At 60.7% G+C, this 17,879-nt stretch carries 21 protein-coding genes; 19 read left to right on the forward strand and 2 right to left on the reverse strand.

The window, feature by feature from the left end; genetic code table 11:
- The first annotated feature begins 1 nt into the window (after position 1).
- From E5E97_RS11750 to E5E97_RS11825, 16 genes are all read left to right on the forward strand, one after another.
- Positions 2-739: a flagellar motor protein gene (locus E5E97_RS11750; RefSeq protein WP_024943899.1), complete on the forward strand. Its 738-nt coding sequence runs from the start codon at positions 2-4 to the stop codon at positions 737-739.
- A 2-nt stretch (positions 740-741) separates the two neighbouring features.
- Positions 742-1,668 (forward strand): OmpA family protein, encoded by a 927-nt coding sequence (locus E5E97_RS11755; RefSeq protein WP_118881633.1) that lies wholly within the window; start codon positions 742-744, stop codon positions 1,666-1,668.
- 4 nt (positions 1,669-1,672) lie between these two features.
- Positions 1,673-2,467, forward strand: coding sequence for a ParA family protein (locus E5E97_RS11760; protein ID WP_011705294.1), 795 nt, complete (start codon positions 1,673-1,675; stop codon positions 2,465-2,467).
- On the forward strand, positions 2,464-3,336 hold the full coding sequence (locus E5E97_RS11765; protein ID WP_118881632.1) for a chemotaxis protein CheW: 873 nt from the start codon (positions 2,464-2,466) through the stop codon (positions 3,334-3,336). The genes E5E97_RS11760 and E5E97_RS11765 overlap by 4 nt, the downstream gene beginning before the upstream one ends.
- A 69-nt stretch (positions 3,337-3,405) precedes the next feature.
- Entirely contained in the window at positions 3,406-3,894 is a 489-nt protein-coding gene (locus tag E5E97_RS11770) for a chemotaxis protein CheW (RefSeq protein ID WP_005298836.1), read from the forward strand.
- Between the two features lie 18 nt (positions 3,895-3,912).
- Positions 3,913-4,299, forward strand: a complete 387-nt coding sequence (locus E5E97_RS11775) for a DUF2802 domain-containing protein (protein WP_011705296.1) — start codon at positions 3,913-3,915, stop codon at positions 4,297-4,299.
- A 154-nt stretch (positions 4,300-4,453) separates the two neighbouring features.
- Positions 4,454-5,089, forward strand: a complete 636-nt coding sequence (gene ccmA, locus E5E97_RS11780) for a cytochrome c biogenesis heme-transporting ATPase CcmA (protein ID WP_171280286.1) — start codon at positions 4,454-4,456, stop codon at positions 5,087-5,089.
- Between the two features lie 5 nt (positions 5,090-5,094).
- Positions 5,095-5,763, forward strand: coding sequence for a heme exporter protein CcmB (gene ccmB / locus E5E97_RS11785; protein WP_011705298.1), 669 nt, complete (start codon positions 5,095-5,097; stop codon positions 5,761-5,763).
- Between the two features lie 163 nt (positions 5,764-5,926).
- Complete coding sequence (locus tag E5E97_RS11790; protein ID WP_011705299.1) at positions 5,927-6,667, forward strand: heme ABC transporter permease; 741 nt, start codon at positions 5,927-5,929, stop codon at positions 6,665-6,667.
- Positions 6,668-6,669: 2 nt separating this feature from the next.
- A complete protein-coding gene (gene ccmD / locus E5E97_RS11795; RefSeq protein WP_011705300.1) occupies positions 6,670-6,876 on the forward strand; it encodes a heme exporter protein CcmD in 207 nt (68 codons plus the stop codon).
- Complete coding sequence (gene ccmE, locus E5E97_RS11800) at positions 6,873-7,364, forward strand: cytochrome c maturation protein CcmE (protein ID WP_011705301.1); 492 nt, start codon at positions 6,873-6,875, stop codon at positions 7,362-7,364. The genes ccmD and ccmE overlap by 4 nt, the downstream gene beginning before the upstream one ends.
- Positions 7,365-7,446: 82 nt before the next feature.
- Entirely contained in the window at positions 7,447-9,402 is a 1,956-nt protein-coding gene (locus E5E97_RS11805) for a heme lyase CcmF/NrfE family subunit (RefSeq protein WP_011705302.1), read from the forward strand.
- On the forward strand, positions 9,399-9,929 hold the full coding sequence (locus tag E5E97_RS11810) for a DsbE family thiol:disulfide interchange protein (RefSeq protein WP_005298853.1): 531 nt from the start codon (positions 9,399-9,401) through the stop codon (positions 9,927-9,929). Before E5E97_RS11805 ends, E5E97_RS11810 begins: the two co-directional genes overlap by 4 nt.
- An 11-nt stretch (positions 9,930-9,940) precedes the next feature.
- Positions 9,941-10,420, forward strand: coding sequence for a cytochrome c-type biogenesis protein (locus tag E5E97_RS11815; protein WP_011705303.1), 480 nt, complete (start codon positions 9,941-9,943; stop codon positions 10,418-10,420).
- Complete coding sequence (ccmI, locus tag E5E97_RS11820) at positions 10,417-11,691, forward strand: c-type cytochrome biogenesis protein CcmI (RefSeq protein WP_118881631.1); 1,275 nt, start codon at positions 10,417-10,419, stop codon at positions 11,689-11,691. Before E5E97_RS11815 ends, ccmI begins: the two co-directional genes overlap by 4 nt.
- Positions 11,692-11,771: 80 nt before the next feature.
- Positions 11,772-12,584 carry a VacJ family lipoprotein gene (locus tag E5E97_RS11825; protein ID WP_029301472.1) on the forward strand — a complete coding sequence of 271 codons (813 nt, stop codon included), beginning with the start codon at positions 11,772-11,774 and terminating at the stop codon, positions 12,582-12,584.
- Positions 12,585-12,709: 125 nt separating this feature from the next.
- Here E5E97_RS11825 and sodB read toward each other — a convergent pair whose 3' ends face one another.
- Positions 12,710-13,294 carry a superoxide dismutase [Fe] gene (gene sodB, locus E5E97_RS11830; RefSeq protein WP_011705306.1) on the reverse strand — a complete coding sequence of 195 codons (585 nt, stop codon included), beginning with the start codon at positions 13,292-13,294 and terminating at the stop codon, positions 12,710-12,712.
- Positions 13,295-13,580: 286 nt separating this feature from the next.
- Between sodB and E5E97_RS11835 the strand changes: the two genes are divergently transcribed.
- Positions 13,581-13,925 (forward strand): Grx4 family monothiol glutaredoxin, encoded by a 345-nt coding sequence (locus tag E5E97_RS11835; RefSeq protein ID WP_010673955.1) that lies wholly within the window; start codon positions 13,581-13,583, stop codon positions 13,923-13,925.
- A gap of 77 nt (positions 13,926-14,002) precedes the next feature.
- On the opposite strand, the gene E5E97_RS11840 is transcribed toward E5E97_RS11835, so the two are convergent.
- Entirely contained in the window at positions 14,003-15,214 is a 1,212-nt protein-coding gene (locus E5E97_RS11840) for an RsmB/NOP family class I SAM-dependent RNA methyltransferase (protein WP_029303566.1), read from the reverse strand.
- Positions 15,215-15,423: 209 nt separating this feature from the next.
- On the opposite strand from E5E97_RS11840, the gene E5E97_RS11845 reads away from it, so the two are divergent.
- Together E5E97_RS11845 and E5E97_RS11850 are read left to right on the forward strand one after the other, a co-directional pair.
- Positions 15,424-17,406 (forward strand): zinc-dependent metalloprotease family protein, encoded by a 1,983-nt coding sequence (locus tag E5E97_RS11845; RefSeq protein ID WP_171280287.1) that lies wholly within the window; start codon positions 15,424-15,426, stop codon positions 17,404-17,406.
- Positions 17,403-17,726 carry a hypothetical protein gene (locus E5E97_RS11850; protein ID WP_024943890.1) on the forward strand — a complete coding sequence of 108 codons (324 nt, stop codon included), beginning with the start codon at positions 17,403-17,405 and terminating at the stop codon, positions 17,724-17,726. Before E5E97_RS11845 ends, E5E97_RS11850 begins: the two co-directional genes overlap by 4 nt.
- The last annotated feature ends 153 nt before the right edge of the window (positions 17,727-17,879 follow it).

The raw sequence follows: 17,879 nt of genomic DNA on the forward strand, positions 1-17,879 counted from the left end.
GATGGGCATGTTCGGCCTGATCCTGGCACTGGGAGCCATCGCCATTGCCCAGTTATGGCATGGCGGCAACCTGCTCACCCTGCTTGATGGGCCTGCTTTCGTCATCGTTGTAGGAGGAACCTGGGGGGCTGTCATTTTGCAGACGCCACGCAAGTTTCTACTGGAAGCGATAAGACAGACCCGTTGGATGCTGTTACCTCCCGCCTGGGATCTGGTCGCACAAGCTGAACGACTGCAAGCCTGGGCCGTGTTTGCACGTCAGCAAGGGCTGCTGGCGCTGGAGAACCAGGCTGATCAGGAGAGCGACGAATTTACCCGGCAGGGGCTCACCATGATAGTGGACGGGGTGTCGATAGATGATATTCGCATGTTGCTGGAAGCGGATATCGACATCGAGCAGGAGCGAAACGAACACTCCGCCAGAGTCTTTGAAGCCATGGGAGGCTATAGTCCGACCATAGGTATCATCGGTGCCGTGATTGGACTTATCCAGGCCATGTTTCATCTGGAAGAACCCGCCTCGCTGGGTGCTGGTATCGCCGTTGCGTTTGTCGCCACTATTTACGGGGTTGGCTTTGCCAACCTGCTATACCTGCCGATTGCCAACCGGTTGCGGGCTTTTCACTATCATTACGCCCTGTTTCAGGAGATGACGCTGGAAGGCTTGATGGCAATCGCCCACGGCGAAAATGGTCCTCAGGTTGAACGGCGGTTGAAGGCTTATCTGAAGGGAGAATAGCCATGCGCAAGCGCTACCGTTTGCATCTGCAAGGCCGGGAACATCTCGACCGCTGGCTGGTTTCCTACGCCGATTACATGACGCTGATCTTCGCCCTGTTCGTGGTGCTCTATTCGGTGGCACTGGTCAACAAGGACAAGTATCGCGCGGTCATCGATGGCATGACCCAGGCATTCAACGTCATGCAGCCACGCAGCGACGGTTTGCTGGAAGGGCAGGGGAAGTCGTTGTTGAACAACGAGGTATCTGCCGCCTCCTCGGTTCCGGAGAGCGCCAAAGCGCGCTCACCCTCTTTGGCTCCCATCTCAGGTGTTCCCATCGCACAAGATGGTATGACTCTTGCGAAGATCGATACGCAATTGCAGGAGAGCATGGGCTCTCTGGTCGATGCCGGGGTAGTCAAGCTGACGCTCAATGACAACTGGTTGACCGTCGAGCTGAGCTCGGGTCTGTTGTTCGGCAGTGGCAGCGCCTTCATGAGTACCAATGCCGATCCCGTGCTAAATACTCTTTCAAGTATTCTGAAGCAGGTCGATAACTATGTAAGAGTGCGCGGTTATACCGATAACCAGCAGATAAATAATGAAATTTTTCGTTCCAACTGGACGTTGTCTGCGGCAAGGGCGGAAGCCGTGCTCACCGCACTCATCGCCAAAGGGATAGCGCCGCAGCGGTTGGCCTATGAAGCTTACGGGGAGTTTTCTCCCTTCACGGACAACAGTACCGAGCAGGGACGTTTACAGAATCGCAAGGTGGTGGTCGCTATTTCCAAGTTCGCCTGGGTGCCACCCGTACCGGTATCAACTCCCTCGGTGCAGCCTGTAACGGAGACACCAGTGCCGGCAGTGCAACAGGCGGTCGAGGCAGGAGAGGTCAAGGTGATCACGCTGCCAGGTGGTGGCATACGCATAACAACGAGGCAGGATTGATACAGTGATTGTTTGGACGGTTGCCAACCAAAAGGGTGGGGTCGGTAAAACCACTACAGTGGTCTCGCTGGCCGGTATTCTGGCCCAGCGCGGTCAGCGGGTGCTGTTGATTGACACCGACCCTCATGCCTCCCTGACCTCTTATCTCGATTTTGATTCCGACCGGCTGGATGGCACTCTTTATGAGCTGTTTCAGGCGGTCAAACCAACGGCAGAGCTCGTCAATAAACTGACGCTGCGCACCAAGTTTGACAACATTCATCTGCTGCCCGCGTCAATCACCCTGGCGACCCTGGATCGGGTGATGGGCAATCGGGAAGGGATGGGGCTGGTACTCAAGCGGGCGTTGCTGCGCATTCAGGATCAGTACGATTACGTGCTGATCGACTGCCCGCCTGTCTTGGGGGTCATGATGGTCAATGCGCTGGCGGCGTGTGACCGGATCCTGGTACCGGTGCAGACCGAGTTTCTGGCGCTCAAAGGGCTGGAGCGGATGATGAAGACGTTTGAAATCATGCAGCGCTCCAAGCGGGAGAAGTTCCGCTATACCGTCATTCCCACCATGTTTGACAAGCGAACCCGTGCCTCGTTGATGACTCTGCAGTCCATCAAGGAGCAGCATGGCAATGCGGTATGGAATGCCGTCATACCCATAGATACCAAGTTCCGGGATGCCAGTTTGCTTCACATACCTCCCTCCATCTATTCGCCGAGCAGCCGTGGCACCTATGCCTATGAGACCCTGCTCAACTATCTTGATGCGCAAGAGCGTCAGCGTGCTCATGAGGTGACATCATGAGAGATACCACCCAAGTTCGGGCCATGGATGATTACTTCCACTCCCTGTTGCTGGATGATGCGCTGCTGCTGGATTCGTCTGACGAGTCTGACTCTGCCCCCGTCATCCAGTTGCAGCGTCAGCCCCAGCCGGTTGCCGATAAGGTGGCGCAACCCTATCTGGAAGCGGATCAACGGCTGGAGCAGTTGAGTGAATTGCTGGCTCAGGTCGGTCAGGTGCAGTTTGAAATCGATGCGCTGAGTCATGAAGAGGTCGTCAGCGAGCCACTCCAGATTGAGGCCGAGGATGCCCTGCTGCCCGTCGAGCCAGTCTGGCCCGAGGTGATGCCTGAGCCTGCAGCTGCGGATCCTGCCACGCTGGTGGTGACGGAAACCGATGTTGCATTGGCACCGCAGGAGGAGGTCGCCCCCTCCACCTGGGAGAATATCGATACCGGCAAGGAGTTTCAGGCGCTGTTCTTTGAGGTTGCCGGTGTCACCTTTGCGGTGCCGTTGACCGAGCTTGGCGGTATTCATCAACTGGGAGAAGTGAACACCCTGTTTGGTCAGCCAGGCTGGTACAAGGGGATCATGACTTCCCGCGAACAGAAGATGAACGTGGTGGACACGGCACAGTGGGTCATGCCTGGCCAGCATCTGGAAGTGCCTGATTACAAGTATTTGATCATGCTGGGTGAATCTCCCTGGGGACTTGCCTGCCATCATCTGAAGGGAACGGAGTTATTGCATCGTGACCAGGTCAAATGGCGCCATCAGGAGGGCAAACGCCCCTGGCTAGCGGGCATGGTCAAGGAGAAGATGTGTGCCCTGCTGCACGTGAAGGAATTGCTCCTGTTACTGGAGCGCGGGGTCAACATAGAAGGTCGCTGATAACTTCTGCACTCGGGCTGTTTTATTGCTAGTTTTACCAGTAGACGTTTTCATAAAAGGAATAAAAACATGACAGAAAAGCGCAATATTGCACAGAATCTGGCCGAAGATGAAGTGCTGCAATGGGTCACCTTCCAGCTGGAAAATGAAACCTACGGCATCAACGTGATGCAGGTGCAGGAGGTGCTGCGCTACACCGAGATCGCTCCTGTGCCCGGTGCGCCCGAGTATGTACTGGGCATCATCAACCTGCGCGGCAACGTGGTGACCGTCATCGATACCCGTTCTCGTTTCGGCCTGCCCTCCGGCGATGTGAGTGAAAACTCGCGCATCGTCATCATCGAGGCGGAGAAGCAGGTGATCGGCATCATGGTCGACAGCGTGGCTGAGGTGGTTTATCTGCGCTCCTCCGAGATCGACGCGGCCCCGGCGGTGGGTACCGAAGAGAGTGCCAAGTTCATTCAGGGCGTCAGCAACCGCGATGGTCAGCTGTTGATCCTGGTCGATCTGAACAAGCTGCTCTCCGATGAAGAGTGGGAAGATATCGGTTCCCTCTGATAGGAAGATAATGTGTCGATGATTGAAATTGCCGCCTTGGGGTTGTCCTTGCTGGCGTTGGTGCTGGCCCTGTATGGGGTGATCGGCAGCCGACGTGGCCAGCGAGAGTCCGAGGCCAGGGTGGAGACGCTGCAAGGGCAGCTCGAGAGCCTGCGCAAGCAGATGATGGAGCTGCATACCGGGGCCATCGGCATGGGCCAGCGTCTGCAGTCCGTCGAAGGGGCCATGCAGCAGATCAACGATCGCCAGCAGGAGCTGACCCTGCAGGATCCGGAACGCCGCCTGTACAGCCGCGCTGCCAAGATGGTGGAACTCGGTGCCGACCTCGATGAGGTCATGAACGAATGTGAATTGCCTAAGGCCGAGGCTGAATTGTTGATTTCATTGCGAAAAGGCCGCTCATGAATGTTCGGGAAGGCATCCGCCTTCCTGATTTTCCTCCCCTCTCTTCAAGGCGGGATCTCCCCCACAAATCCTGCTGATAATTGGCATCTTTGAAAAGACGCTTCCCGATACTGTGTTAATATGCAGGCCGCTTCTTTTCACTGATTACATCCTCATGCTGCTTCAAATTCACAATCTGAGCTGCGTGCGTGAAGATCGCACTCTGTTTGAACATCTCTCCTTTGCGGTGGCTCCCGGTGATCTGGTGCAAATTGAAGGCCCCAACGGGGTAGGGAAGACCAGCCTGCTACGCTTGCTGACCGGCTTGTCTCAACCCTTTGCCGGTGAAGTGTGCTGGAATGGCGAAAATATCCGCAGTTGCCGCGATGAATATCACGCCAATCTGCTCTATCTCGGTCACCAGCCTGGCGTCAAGGCTGCCCTGACACCGCTCGAAAACCTCGCCTTTTACCAGAAACTGCACCATGCGGCCGATACCAGCGTGGATCTGTGGCGGGTACTGGCCCTGGTCGGTCTGGCCGGGTTTGAAGACAACCCCACCGGTCAGCTCTCTGCCGGCCAGCAGCGGCGTGTCGCGCTGGCCCGCCTGTGGCTCAGTGACAAGCCGGCGCTCTGGATCCTGGATGAGCCGTTTACCGCCATCGACAAGCAGGGGGTGAAGGTGCTGGAACGGCTGTTCCTGACCCACGCCGAACGAGGGGGCATGGTGATCCTCACCACCCATCAGGACATGACCCTGATGCAGGGACGGTTGAAGACCCTCTCTCTCACGCCCTTGCTGCAGGAGTAGTTCTGATGTTGCGCGCCGTAATGCACCTGATCCACCGCGAGTTGTTGATGGCCTTGCGCCAGCGCTCCGACATCCTCAACCCGCTCTGGTTTTTCCTCATCGTCATCACTTTGTTTCCGTTAGGGATCGGCCCCGAGCCCAAGCTGCTGGCCCGCATCGCCCCTGGCATCATCTGGGTGGCCGCCCTGCTGGCGGCCATGTTGTCGCTGGAGCGGCTGTTTCGCGACGACTTCGGCGACGGTGCGCTGGAGCAGATGATGCTGATGCCCCATCCGCTGGGCTTGCTGGCGCTGGCCAAAGTGATCGCTCACTGGTTGCTGACCGGCCTGCCACTGCTGCTCATCTCCCCGCTGCTCGCCATTTTGCTGTCGCTGGACATGAACACCTATCTGGCGGTGGTCGCCACCCTGGCGCTGGGGACACCCGTGCTGAGCCTGCTCGGGGCGGTCGGCGTCGCCCTGACGGTCGGTTTGCGCAAGGGGGGGGTACTGCTCAGCCTGCTGATCCTGCCGCTCTATATTCCGGTACTGATTTTTGCCACCTCCGCCATCGATGCGGCGGGGATGGGGCTGCCCTATTCGGGGCAGCTGGCGATTCTGGGGGCCATGCTGGCCGGTGCGTTGACCCTGACCCCACTGGCGGTCTCGGCGGCGCTGAGGGTCAGCGTGAATTGACGAAAGCGTCTGAAAAAGTGGCCATGGAAGGGCCGTTATAAAAAATATAATTGAGATAGATCAAGAGGATGGCTGCTTATTGCTTTCGGGGGATGTGATGTTTTCCGGCAGTGGGTATGGTAGGCCTCGCCACGATATTAATAACAGAAAGGTTTTGTGAGCTATGTGGAAATGGTTGCACCCTTACGCTAAACCCGAGCGCGCTTACCAGCTGGCAGGGACCTTGCTGCCCTGGTTTGCCGTGACAAGCCTGCTGGCATTCATCATCGGCACCCTCTGGGGGCTGGCCTTTGCACCTGCGGATTATCAGCAGGGCGACTCCTTCCGGATCATCTACATCCATGTTCCGGCCGCCATTCTCTCCATGGGGGCCTACTCCACCATGGCGGTGGCCGCCTTCATCGGTCTGGTGTGGCAGTTGCGGATGGCGGACATGACGGTGGCCGCGGTCGCGCCGGTCGGCGCCGTGTTCACCTTCATCGCACTGTTTACCGGCGCCGCCTGGGGCAAACCCATGTGGGGCACCTGGTGGGTGTGGGATGCACGACTCACCTCTGAGCTGATCCTGCTGTTCCTCTACCTCGGTGTCATCGCCCTCTACAACGCCTTCAGCGACAAGGTGCTGGCTGGTCGTGCCGCCGGCATCCTGGCGCTGGTGGGGGTGATCAACCTGCCCATCATCCACTACTCGGTGGAGTGGTGGAACACCCTGCACCAGGGCGCCAGCATCACCAAGTTTGACAAACCCTCCATCTCCCCCGAGATGCTGTGGCCGCTGCTCATCATGATCCTGGCCTTTGCCGCCTTCCTCGGGGCCCTCTCCCTGATGCGTTTTCGAAACGAGCTCTTGATGCGGGAGTGGCACCGCCCCTGGGTCAAAGAGATAGCCGAGCAGGAGAAGTAAGCATGCACTTTGCCTCATTCAGTGACTTTCTGGCGATGGGCGGTTACGCCTTCTACGTCTGGCTCTCTTTCGGTCTGACCCTGCTCTGCCTGGTCGGCATCGTCATTTCCACCCGTATGAAAACCCGCGCCCTGCTCGGTGAACTGCGCAACAAGCAGGCGCGCGAGGCCCGCCGCAAGGCGGCCCAGCAGATGGAGAACACCCTATGAACCCGAGACGCAAGAAACGCCTCACCATCATCCTGGCGATCAGTGCCGGGCTTGCCGCGGTGATCGGCCTGGTGCTCTATGCCCTCAGCCAGAACATCGATCTCTTCTATACCCCGAGTGAGCTGGTAGAGGGCAAGGGCCCGGACAAGATCAAGCCGGAAGAGGGACAGCGCTTGCGCATCGGCGGTCTGGTGGTGCCGGGCTCGGTACAGCGGGATCCCCAGAGCCTCAAGGTGGCCTTCAAGTTGGTGGACAACGGCGGGCATCTGGTGACCGTCGAGTTTGACGGCATCCTGCCGGACCTGTTCCGCGAGGGGCAGGGTATCGTTGCCCAGGGCACCCTCAAGGATGCCACCACGGTCGCCGCCTTCGAGGTGCTGGCCAAGCACGATGAGAACTACATGCCGCCGGAAGTGGCCGATGCCACCAACGGCATGCACTTCAAGCCGGAATATACCGAGGCGCAACTGAAGGGGAGCAAGCAATGATCCCGGCAGCATTCGCACCGTTTTCACCTTTTCAAGCCGGTTTACAGGTTCGTGCTGCGGCTCATTTGAAAGGAGTTCAGCCATGATCCCTGAATTGGGACAGTTTTCACTGATCCTGGCCTTCGCCACCGCCCTGCTGCTGGGCAGCTATCCGCTGCTCGGGGCCAAATGGGGGCGCCTTGGCATGATGTCGGCGGCCCGCCCGCTGGCCTATGCCCAGTTCCTGCTGCTGTTGCTGTCGTTCCTGTGCCTGACCTGGGCCTTCATCGACAACGACTTTACCGTGCAGTACGTGGCCACCAACTCCAACAGCCTGCTGCCGCTGGCCTATCGCATCTCCGCGGTGTGGGGCGCCCATGAAGGTTCGCTGCTGCTGTGGGTGCTGACCCTGGGGGGCTGGACTGCGGCTGTCGCCATGTTCAGCCGTCGCCTGCCGCTCGACGCGGTGGCGCGGGTGCTCGGCGTGCTCGGCCTCATCTCGGTCGGTTTTACCGCCTTCGTGCTGTTTACCTCCGACCCCTTCATTCGTACCTTGCCCTACTTCCCGGTGGATGGGCGCGACCTCAACCCGCTGTTGCAGGATCCCGGTCTCATTTTCCACCCGCCGATGCTCTACATGGGCTATGTGGGCTTCTCGGTGGCCTTCGCCTTTGCCATCGCGTCCTTGATGACTGGCCGGCTCGATGCCACCTGGGCGCGCTGGTCGCGTCCCTGGACCATGGCGGCCTGGGTCTTCCTCACCCTGGGTATCGTGCTGGGCTCTTGGTGGGCTTATTACGAGCTCGGCTGGGGCGGCTGGTGGTTCTGGGATCCGGTAGAAAACGCCTCCTTCATGCCCTGGCTGGCGGGTACCGCCCTGCTGCACTCGCTGGCGGTCAGTGAAAAGCGCGCCACCTTCAAGGCCTGGACGGTGCTGCTGGCGCTCTCCGCCTTCTCTCTGAGCCTGCTGGGTACCTTCCTGGTGCGCTCCGGCGTGCTGGTGTCTGTGCATGCGTTTGCCTCCGACCCGACCCGCGGCCTGTTCATTCTGGGCTTCCTGCTGGCGGTAATCGGTTCATCCTTGCTGCTGTTTGCCTTCAAGGGCTCCCAGGTGAGAAGCCACGGCAAGCACGAGTTGTGGAGCCGCGAGACCCTGCTGCTGTGCAACAACATCATGCTGGTGGCGGGTCTGCTGACCGTGCTGCTCGGCACCCTGCTGCCGCTGGTGCACAAGGAGCTGGGGCTGGGCAGCATCTCCATCGGTACTCCCTTCTTCAACCACATCTACAGCTGGCTGATCATTCCGTTCGCCCTGTTGCTGGGGGTCGGTCCGCTGTTTCGCTGGCGCCGTCAGGAGCTGGGCGAGCTCAAGGGCAAGGTGGTGCTGGCGCTGGTATTGAGCCTGGCAGCCGCCATTTTGCTGCCGCTGCTGCTGGCCGAGGAGTTCAAGCCCTGGGCTGCGCTCGGTATCGGGCTTGGCGCCTGGATCATCGTGACCAGCGTGCAGGAGACCTGGGTGCGTGCCACCCACAAGCACAGCTTCGCTGTCGGCGTGCGCCGCCTTGGCAACAGCCACTGGGCGATGATTTTGGGTCACGTGGGCCTTGCAGTGAGCATCATCGGCATCGCCTGTACCCAGAATTACAGCATCGAGAAGGATCTGCGGATGCAGGCCGGCGATCGGGTCCAGTTTGCCGACTACGAGTTCGTCTTCACCGGCATCAAGGAGAAGAACGGCCCCAACTACGACGGCTTCAAGGGAGTACTGGAAGTGCACAAGGACGGCAAGCAGGTCGCCCTGCTCAAGCCGGAGAAACGCATGTACAAGGTGACCCGGATGCCGATGACCGAGGCGGCCATCGATGCCGGCTTCACCCGGGATCTCTACGCGGCACTCGGCGAGCAGCTCGACAGCGGCGCCTGGGCGGTACGGATCTACTACAAACCCTTCGTGCGCTGGATCTGGTTCGGCGGCGTCTTCATGGCCATCGGCGGCGTGCTGGCGATGCTGGACAAGCGCTACCGTTTCGGTCGTCGTGACGAGGAGGCCAAGGCATGAGCAAGAAGACCTGGTTGTTTCTGATCCCCTTCATCGTGTTTCTGCTGGGGGCCGTGTTTCTGTTCAAGGGGCTCTACTCCGATCCCACCAAGCTCGAGTCCGTGATGGTGGGCAAGGAGGTGCCCGTGTTCACCCTGCAGGACATCTACGACCTCAATAAGCAGCATGACAGGAGCATCCTCAAGGGGCGCCCCATGCTGCTCAACGTCTGGGCCACCTGGTGCCCGACCTGCTATGGGGAGCACACCTACCTCAAGCAGCTGGCGGGGCAGGGGATCTACATCGTCGGCATGAACTACAAGGATGAACGGGCCAAGGCCATCAACTGGCTGGCTGAGCTCGGCAATCCCTATCAGATCAATCTTTATGATCCCGACGGCATGCTGGGGCTGGATCTGGGGGTCTACGGCGCGCCGGAGACCTTCTTCATCGACAGTCAGGGCATCATTCGCTATCGCCACGTGGGGGACGTCAACCCCGAGGTGTGGGCCAGCACCCTCAAACCCATCTATGACGCCATGAAGTGAGGGAGAGCCTGATGAGAATGTTTATTGCGTCCCTGCTGCTGCTGGCGGGACTGGGCGGGGCAGGCCAGGCGCTGGCCGCCATCGATGTCTACACCTTCGACAGCGACGCCCAGGAGCAGACCTTTCGCGAGCTGACCAAGGAGCTGCGCTGCCCCAAGTGCCAGAACCAGGATATCGCCGACTCCAACGCGGGCCTGGCCAAGGACTTGCGGGACAAGACCTACCAGATGGTGCGCGAGGGCAAGGACAAGCAGGAAGTGGTGGATTACATGGTCGCCCGCTACGGCAACTTCATCCTGTACAACCCGCCGCTGATGGCGTCGACCCTGATCCTCTGGCTTGGCCCCCTGCTGGTGATCGTCATCGGTGTCGTCATGGTGGTGGTGCGCAGTCGCCGTCGTCCCGCGGCTGCCACGCCGGCGGATAGCGCCCTGAGCGCGGAGGAGCAGCGTCGTCTGGCTGCCCTGCTCAAAGAGGAAGAGAAACAATGACCGCATTTTGGATAGTGATCGCGGCCCTGCTGGCGCTGGTGAGTCTGGCGCTGGTGCTGCCGTTGTGGCGGGGTGAGGGCAAGCAGAGCATCAGCCGCTCGGCCCTCAACAAACAGCTCTATCGCCAGCGTCTGCTGGAGATCGGGGAAGAGCGCGAGCAAGGGGTGCTGGCGGAAGAGCAGGACTCCCTGATCGAGCTGCAACGCAGCCTGCTGGACGACATCCCCGACGTGGAGCAGACCGCCCGCGGCGGCAAGAGCATGATCTGGATCCCGGGGGTGCTGGTGCTACTGGTGGTGAGCCTGGGGCTCTACTACAAGCTCGGCTCCTGGCAGGAGGTCAGCCGCTGGCAGGATGCCAACAGCCGGCTGGGCGAGCTCAGCAACCGCATTCTGGTGGAGCGGGACGCCGAGGTGACCGAGCAGGATCTGCTGGACTTCACTTTGGCCCTGCGCACCCGCCTGAAGGACGAGCCGAATGATTACCGTGGCTGGCTGCTGCTGGGTCGGCTGTCACTGGATGGCAATGATCCCGAGATGGCCCGCGAGGCGCTGGAGCGGGCCTACGGACTGGCCCCGCAGAAGGCGATGGTGGCGGTGCCCTACGCCCAGGCGCTGATGATGACAGGGGATGACGCGCAGGCCGATCAGCTGCTGCGGGTGGCCATTGCCCAGGATCCTGCCAATATCGAGGCGCGCTCCGTCTACGCCTTCATGGCGCTGCAAAAAGAGGACTTCAAGACAGCCCTGCAACGCTGGCGCGAGATGCTGCCGCTGATGGAGAAGGGCTCGACCCGTTACACCATGGTGGAGCGCTCCATCGACTACGCCGAGCAGCAGTTGAAGAAGCGCGGCATGGCCAGTGCTACCGTGCCGGCTGAGGCGAGCGGGCAGAACGCGGCCTCTGACCAGGTGCTGGAGGTGAAGGCAGGCGAGTTCCCGCTCAAGGTGACGCTGGCCGATGGCATTGCACTGCCGGAAGATGCCCATCTGTTCGTGTTTGCGGTGATCCCCAACGGACCGCCCATGCCCATCGCGGTCAAGCGTATCCCGGGGCCGCACTTCCCGCTGACCCTGTCGCTGGGTGACGGTGACGCCATGATGGAAGGCAACAAGCTGGCTGCCTATCCCGAGCTGCAGTTCAAGGCGCGCCTCTCCCGTGGCGGCAACGTCATGAACAAGGAAGGGGCGTTTGAAGGCGTCTCCGTTCCGGTCGCCACCGGTTCGATTCCTTCAGCGCCGATTGACATCCGCATCGATCACGCCCTCTAATACGCCTTTGGCCCGGCCCCTTGATGGGGCCGGGCTGCCTATAATTCAGATTAATCACAATAAAAAGCTAGGACTTCCATATGTATGTGCGTGTAGGGGCATTGATGGTGGCCTTGTTGCTGGGGGGCTGTGCTGGCGGCCCGCCCAAGCAGGGGCCCGAGAGCCTTGACCTCAAGGAGACGCCGAGCCGGCCCGGTGCGACCAGCACGGCCAGCGATGGGCGTGACCCGTTCCAGGGCGCCAACCGGGCCATGTGGGCCGTCAACTACGATGTGCTGGAGCCCTATGTGGCCCGTCCCGTGGTGCATGGCTATGCCCGCTATATTCCGCAGGGAATGAAGGACGGCATCGAAAACCTGGTGGAAAACTTCAACGAGCCGAGCAGCATGGTCAACCATCTCATCACCGGCGATTTGAAGGGGGCGGGCACCAACCTGGGTCGCTTCACCCTCAACACCACCGTGGGTCTGCTGGGTATCTTCGACGTGGCCAAGCATGCCGGCCTTGCGCGCAACAAGCTGGAGCTCAATACCGTGCTGGGCCGCGCCGATATCGGTGATGGTGCCTACCTGATGGTGCCGGTCTACGGCCCGACCACCACCCGCAAGCTGGTGGGGGATACCATCGATACCATCTACTTCCCCTATGCCTTGCTGACCCTGCCCCTGCGCATCACCCACTGGGCGCTGGATGGTCTGGGTACCCGTTCCAAGCTGATCGATCAGGAGCGGATCATCGACAACGCGCTCGATCCTTATGCCCTGACCAAGGACTTCTATCTGCAGTACAACCAGAACAAGGTGACCGGCCGTCAGACCGAGCTCAAGCAAGAGCAGCAGGAGAAGCAAGACGACAGCAATCTGGACGACTATCTGGATGAAATCGACCAGTGATGCCAGCGCATCCTGCTCGATTGATGTAACAAAGGCGCCTACGGGCGCCTTTTTCGTCTCTGCTGTTGCACAGGCATAAAAAAACGCCCCGCAAGAGCGGGGCGTTTTGGCAAGAACGGGGGCTATCAGGCAGCCAGGTTCTTGGCCACGAATTCCCAGTTAACCAGGGTCCAGAAGGTTTCCATGTACTTCGGACGCAGGTTGCGGAAATCGATGTAGTAGGCGTGTTCCCACAGGTCGACGGTCAGCAGCGGAGTGGTACCGGCTTCGGTCAGCGGGCAACCGGCGTTGGAGGTGTTGACGATGGCCAGGGAGCCGTCAGCCTTTTTCACCAGCCAAGTCCAGCTGGAACCGAAGTTGCCGATGGCAGACTTGGTGAACGCATCCTTGAACTCGGCGAAGGAGCCGAACGCCTTGGTGATGGCATCGGCCAGAGCGCCAGTGGGCTCGCCACCGCCGTTCGGGGAGAGGCAGTGCCAGTAGAAGGTGTGGTTCCAGATCTGGGCGGCGTTGTTGAAGATGCCGCCAGTGGAGGTCTTGATGATCTCTTCCAGAGACTTGCCTTCAAACTCGGTTCCCGGCACCAGGTTGTTCAGGTTGACCACATAGGTGTTGTGGTGCTTGCCGTGGTGGTATTCCAGAGTTTCCTGGGAGATGTGCGGTTCCAGAGCATTGATTGCATAGGGCAGAGCGGGAAGTTCGAATGCCATTTTCTACTCTCCATTGGCTGGCCGTGCGAAGGCGACGGTTGCAAGACATTGCGTACTCTTTTCTATCTTGAAAAGAATTGTTCTTGAAATAAGGGGGCCAGATGGCCCAAAGCCCATCGATTGTACCAGCATCAAAGATGGGCTAACAACTCTTGATTCTCGCCATGATCCGGATCAAGCTGCGGCGTATTGATTCATCACTTCTTGCATCCGAGGTGGTTTGCCAGTTTGTGGTCTGCCCGGATTGCAGTAGAATGGCCGCCGAAATCGCTCTAGTGAGGCACCTATGGAAACTATTGAAAAGATCAAACAGCAGCTGGCTGAAAACCCCATCATCCTGTACATGAAGGGCTCCCCCAAGCTACCCAGCTGCGGTTTCTCTGCCCAGGCCTCCCAGGCCCTGATGTCCTGTGGCGAGCCGTTTGCTTACGTCGACATCCTGCAAAACCCGGATATCCGCGCCGAATTGCCGAAGTTTGCCAACTGGCCGACCTTCCCCCAGCTGTGGGTAGAAGGTGAGCTGGTCGGTGGCTGCGACATCATGATCGAGATGTTCCAGGCCGGCGAGCTGCAGACCCTGATCAAGGAAACTGCCGCCAAGCACAAGCAGGATGACGCTGCCGCCGAATAAGGCAGCATCCGCATCATGCAAAAAGGGGAGCCGCTGGCTCCCCTTTTTTATTTCACAACTTTATGTCACGACAGGCATCAGGCGATGCGTTCGATGCGTGCCATGTAGAAGCCATCGAAGCCGGTGGCGGCTGGGCTGACGGTGTGGTCATCCCGCAGGCGGTAGTTTTCATTGGCGGCGAGGAACTTGTCCACCTGCTGACGGTTCTCTTCCGGCAGGATGGAGCAGGTTGCATAGACCAGCAGACCGCCCACCTTCACCATCTGGCTGTAGCGCTGCAGGATCTCCGCCTGCAGGGCAACCAGCACCGGCAGCCGCTCGGCGGTGTCGCGCCACTTGGCATCCGGATTGCGCTTGAGCACGCCGAGGCCGGAGCAGGGCACGTCCAGCAGCACGCGATCGGCACTCTCTTTGAGGCGTTTGACGGTCTTGCTGCTGGTGATGACCCGGGTTTCCACGTTGTGGGCCCCGGCGCGGCGGGCGCGCTGCTTGAGGTTTTCCAGCTTCCACTCTTCCACATCCATCGCCAGCAGGCGACCCTTGCCCTCCATCATGGCGGCCAGATGCAGGGTCTTGCCGCCGGCACCGGCGCAGGCATCGATGACGCGCATGCCGGGGCTCACTTCCAGCGCGGCCGCAACCTGCTGGGAGCCGGCATCCTGCTGCTCGAACCAGCCATCGGCAAAGGCCTTGGTACGAAACAGGGCGGCATCCGAGGTCACTTGCAGGGCTGAGTCGACCCCTTCCACTGGAATGGTGGTGACCTGCTCTTTGGCCAGTGCGGCCTGCAGCTCTTCACGGGTGCACTTGAGGCTGTTGACCCGCAGATAACGCTTGGGCATCCAGGCCAGCGCGGCACGCTCGGCAGGCCAGGCTTCGCCCAGTTGCTCGCTGCCGAGTTTTTCCAGCCAGGTCGGGCAGCCATCCATCAGCACCGGGTTCTTCTTGGCTTCGGTCAGACGGCGACGAAACGCCTCTTCATTGAAGCGATCCAGCGTCGGATGGTTGGGTTGGGCTATCTTGTGAAAAGCGTGCCAGCTGTGCAGCAGCGGCCAGACGTTCTTCTCGGCCTGACGGACCTGGATGCCGGTCAGGGCGCAATAGAGGCTGAGGCGACGCAGCAGATCGCCGGTGACCAGGGCAATCCTTGCCTGTTCTTGCGGTTTGAGTTCGATGCCGGAGAAGTGACGGGCATAGGCGCGGTCCAGGGTGAGACCCTGGCCCAGCACATCGTCAACAATGGCAACGACCAGGTCCCCGAAACGGGGCAACAGTGGGGATTTGAGCATGAGATTAACCTTGGTCAGATAAAGACGAACCGTCGTCATGGTGACGCGGCTCAAAAACTGATAAATCCGCGCAATGATAGGGGCTAGACAGGGTTGGTGCAACACTCCCCATTCGGGGAATATCCGCCAAGGGGGGCTGGACTAAGCAGGGCGGCAGGCGAATGATGCCAGTTGCAGTTTGGGTGAGTGCATTTAAAAGGACTAAAAAGATGCAGTTGATGAAATTTTCTCCCTTGGCGCTGGTGGTAGCCAGCCTGATGAGCTCGGGTGGCCTCGCGGCCAAGGAGTGGGACACGGTGGCGGCGCGCGCCAGCGCCGCCGACGGCTATGAAATACGGGCCAACCAGTTTCGGGTCGCCAAGGTGCCCATCGATTATTTTGCCGGCCTGCAGGCCGGGGCCCGTTCGCTGACCCTGCCGTTGCCCGACGGGGGAGAGGTGACCTTCACCCTGCAGGCCTATGATCTGCTGCCGGCCGATCAGGCGGCCAAATTCCCCGAGATCCTGACCTTCAAGGGCCATAACCCGGCGGCACCGGTAGAGACGGGACGTTTTGACCTGGGGCCGCTGGGCTTTCACGCCATGTTCACCCATCAGGGCAAGACGGTGTTCGTCGACCCGCTGCGCAATGCCGACGGTTATGCCGTCTATTACCAGCAGGATGCCTACAGCCGGCTGGAGGAGGACGCGGACAAGGTTATCGGCAGCGAGGCCAGCAGGGCGCTGGCGCACAAGGTGCAGGTGGATGGCAACGTGCACAAGCGTTACGTCATCGCCATCTCGGCGGCGGGGGAGTACACCCAGTTCCATGGTGGCTCCAAGGTGCTGGCCACCGCGGCCATCGCCACCCTGCTCAACCGGGTCAACGAGGTGTACCAGCGTGATGTGGGGGCCGAGTTTCAGCTGGCCAGCGGCAACGACAACATCATCTTTACCGATCCGGCCAGCGATCCCTTCACCAATGGTGATGCCGACATGGGCATCAACAGCGTGGTGCAGGCCAATGCCCAGACCCTGCCCAGCGCACCGCTTGGACAGTTCGACATCGGCCATGTGGTCAACACGGGCGGTGGTGGTCTGGCCGGATTGGGTGTGCTCTGTACCGCCACCCGTTCGCAGGGTATGACCGGCTCGGCCACCCCGGTGGGAGATGCCTTCTTTATCGACTACGTGGCCCACGAGATCGGCCACCAGTTCGGCGCCGACCACACCTTCAACGGCACCACCAACAGTTGTGGCAGTGGCAATCGGGAGGCGACCCAAGCCTGGGAGCCGGGCAGCGGTACCTCCATCATAGCCTATGCCGGGATCTGCGGGGACGAGAACATCCAGCCCCACAGCGACCCCTATTTCCACAGCAAGTCCATCGAGCAGATGCGAGCGCACATGGCGACCGTGCCGGCCTGTGGCACCACCCTCAACCTCGTCAACAATGCGCCCCAGGCGGCGGCCGGGGCCAGCCGCATCATCCCGGCCAACACGCCGTTCGTGCTCAAGGGGGCCGGCGCCGATCTGGACGGGGATCCTCTGACCTACACCTGGGAGCAGATCGACCTGGGCACGGAATCGAGCAGCCCGGCCACCATGGTGGACGACGGCAGCCGGCCGCTGTTCCGTTTCGTGTCGCCGACCGGTTCGCCGGAGCGGCTCCTGCCGAGCCTGCCCTCCTTGCTTTCGGGCACGCTCGCCAAAGGCGAGGCCTGGCCCACCACCAACCGGGATCTCAACTTCCGGTTGACAGTGCGTGACGGCAAGGGCGGTGTCGCCAGCGACGACATGAAGGTCCAGGTGGTCAATACCGGCAGCGCCTTCCGGCTGACCGCCCCGCTTGGGGTGTCGTTGACGCCGGGGGCAAGCCAGGCGGTCAGCTGGGATGTGGCCGGCACCAACCTGGCACCGATCAGCTGCAGCAAGATGGACCTGCTCCTGACCCAGAACGAGGGAACCAGCTGGAGCAATCTGGCGGTCAGCCAGCCCAACAGCGGCGCCGCCACCGTCACCCTGCCGGCGGATCTGGCCAGCGCCGCCCGCCTGAAAGTGGCCTGCAGCGACAACATCTTCTTCGCCATCAGTCCGGCCAAGCTGCCGATCGTCCAAAGTGGCGGCAGTTCGGGCGGTGGCGGCGGTGGTGGCGCCCTCGGTCTCTGGACTCTGGCGCTGGCCCTGCTGGGTTGGCAACGGAGGCGCGGATGAGGGCTGGCTGGTTGGTGCTGGTGTCCCTGCTTGGCGGCTGCCAGGCGGACGCCGATACCCTGGAGCAGGCGGTCAGCGCCAGTCTGGCCAAGCAGGATTACCGGTTGATCGTGCGGGCCGGGCGCGGCGAGGTGGCGCCCGGCATCGCGCCGGAGCAGCAGGCCTCGGCCAAGGCGCGCTGCGGCGTGCGCTACCTCGATGGCCTGGGGGATGTCATCAAGCCCGGGCAGGAAGAGGCCCAGGCCAAGCTGGCGGCCTACGCGGCTGATTACAACCGGCGCATGCTGGCGCATTGCCCCGCTGCCTCTGGCAAGCAATAAGCCTGCCGGTGGGCATTACGTACCAAGAGCATGCGAAGGGCATACCAAGGGAGGGAGGCGTGAGCCCCCCTCTTTTTTTGCAGCCGCCATTTGCCGGTCACAAGGCTTGTACCCATGGCGTGCTCGTCGCACAATGCCAGCACGCATGGCCGC

It is taken from the genome of Aeromonas sp. 2692-1 (assembly GCF_013085505.1).
GTDB classification, from domain to species: Bacteria; Pseudomonadota; Gammaproteobacteria; order Enterobacterales; family Aeromonadaceae; genus Aeromonas; species Aeromonas hydrophila.

What these genes read in the sequence shown, in the direction of transcription:
- E5E97_RS11750 (WP_024943899.1), top strand. Translation starts at nt 2, where the DNA reads ATGGGCATGTTCGGCCTGATCCTGGCACTGGGAGCCATCGCCATTGCC.
- E5E97_RS11755 (WP_118881633.1), top strand. Translation starts at nt 742, where the DNA reads ATGCGCAAGCGCTACCGTTTGCATCTGCAAGGCCGGGAACATCTCGAC.
- E5E97_RS11765 (WP_118881632.1), top strand. Translation starts at nt 2,464, where the DNA reads ATGAGAGATACCACCCAAGTTCGGGCCATGGATGATTACTTCCACTCC.
- E5E97_RS11770 (WP_005298836.1), top strand. Translation starts at nt 3,406, where the DNA reads ATGACAGAAAAGCGCAATATTGCACAGAATCTGGCCGAAGATGAAGTG.
- E5E97_RS11775 (WP_011705296.1), top strand. Translation starts at nt 3,913, where the DNA reads ATGATTGAAATTGCCGCCTTGGGGTTGTCCTTGCTGGCGTTGGTGCTG.
- ccmA (WP_171280286.1), top strand. Translation starts at nt 4,454, where the DNA reads ATGCTGCTTCAAATTCACAATCTGAGCTGCGTGCGTGAAGATCGCACT.
- ccmB (WP_011705298.1), top strand. Translation starts at nt 5,095, where the DNA reads ATGTTGCGCGCCGTAATGCACCTGATCCACCGCGAGTTGTTGATGGCC.
- E5E97_RS11790 (WP_011705299.1), top strand. Translation starts at nt 5,927, where the DNA reads ATGTGGAAATGGTTGCACCCTTACGCTAAACCCGAGCGCGCTTACCAG.
- ccmD (WP_011705300.1), top strand. Translation starts at nt 6,670, where the DNA reads ATGCACTTTGCCTCATTCAGTGACTTTCTGGCGATGGGCGGTTACGCC.
- ccmE (WP_011705301.1), top strand. Translation starts at nt 6,873, where the DNA reads ATGAACCCGAGACGCAAGAAACGCCTCACCATCATCCTGGCGATCAGT.
- E5E97_RS11805 (WP_011705302.1), top strand. Translation starts at nt 7,447, where the DNA reads ATGATCCCTGAATTGGGACAGTTTTCACTGATCCTGGCCTTCGCCACC.
- E5E97_RS11810 (WP_005298853.1), top strand. Translation starts at nt 9,399, where the DNA reads ATGAGCAAGAAGACCTGGTTGTTTCTGATCCCCTTCATCGTGTTTCTG.
- E5E97_RS11815 (WP_011705303.1), top strand. Translation starts at nt 9,941, where the DNA reads ATGAGAATGTTTATTGCGTCCCTGCTGCTGCTGGCGGGACTGGGCGGG.
- ccmI (WP_118881631.1), top strand. Translation starts at nt 10,417, where the DNA reads ATGACCGCATTTTGGATAGTGATCGCGGCCCTGCTGGCGCTGGTGAGT.
- E5E97_RS11825 (WP_029301472.1), top strand. Translation starts at nt 11,772, where the DNA reads ATGTATGTGCGTGTAGGGGCATTGATGGTGGCCTTGTTGCTGGGGGGC.
- sodB (WP_011705306.1), bottom strand. Translation starts at nt 13,294, where the DNA reads ATGGCATTCGAACTTCCCGCTCTGCCCTATGCAATCAATGCTCTGGAA.
- E5E97_RS11835 (WP_010673955.1), top strand. Translation starts at nt 13,581, where the DNA reads ATGGAAACTATTGAAAAGATCAAACAGCAGCTGGCTGAAAACCCCATC.
- E5E97_RS11840 (WP_029303566.1), bottom strand. Translation starts at nt 15,214, where the DNA reads ATGCTCAAATCCCCACTGTTGCCCCGTTTCGGGGACCTGGTCGTTGCC.
- E5E97_RS11845 (WP_171280287.1), top strand. Translation starts at nt 15,424, where the DNA reads ATGCAGTTGATGAAATTTTCTCCCTTGGCGCTGGTGGTAGCCAGCCTG.
- E5E97_RS11850 (WP_024943890.1), top strand. Translation starts at nt 17,403, where the DNA reads ATGAGGGCTGGCTGGTTGGTGCTGGTGTCCCTGCTTGGCGGCTGCCAG.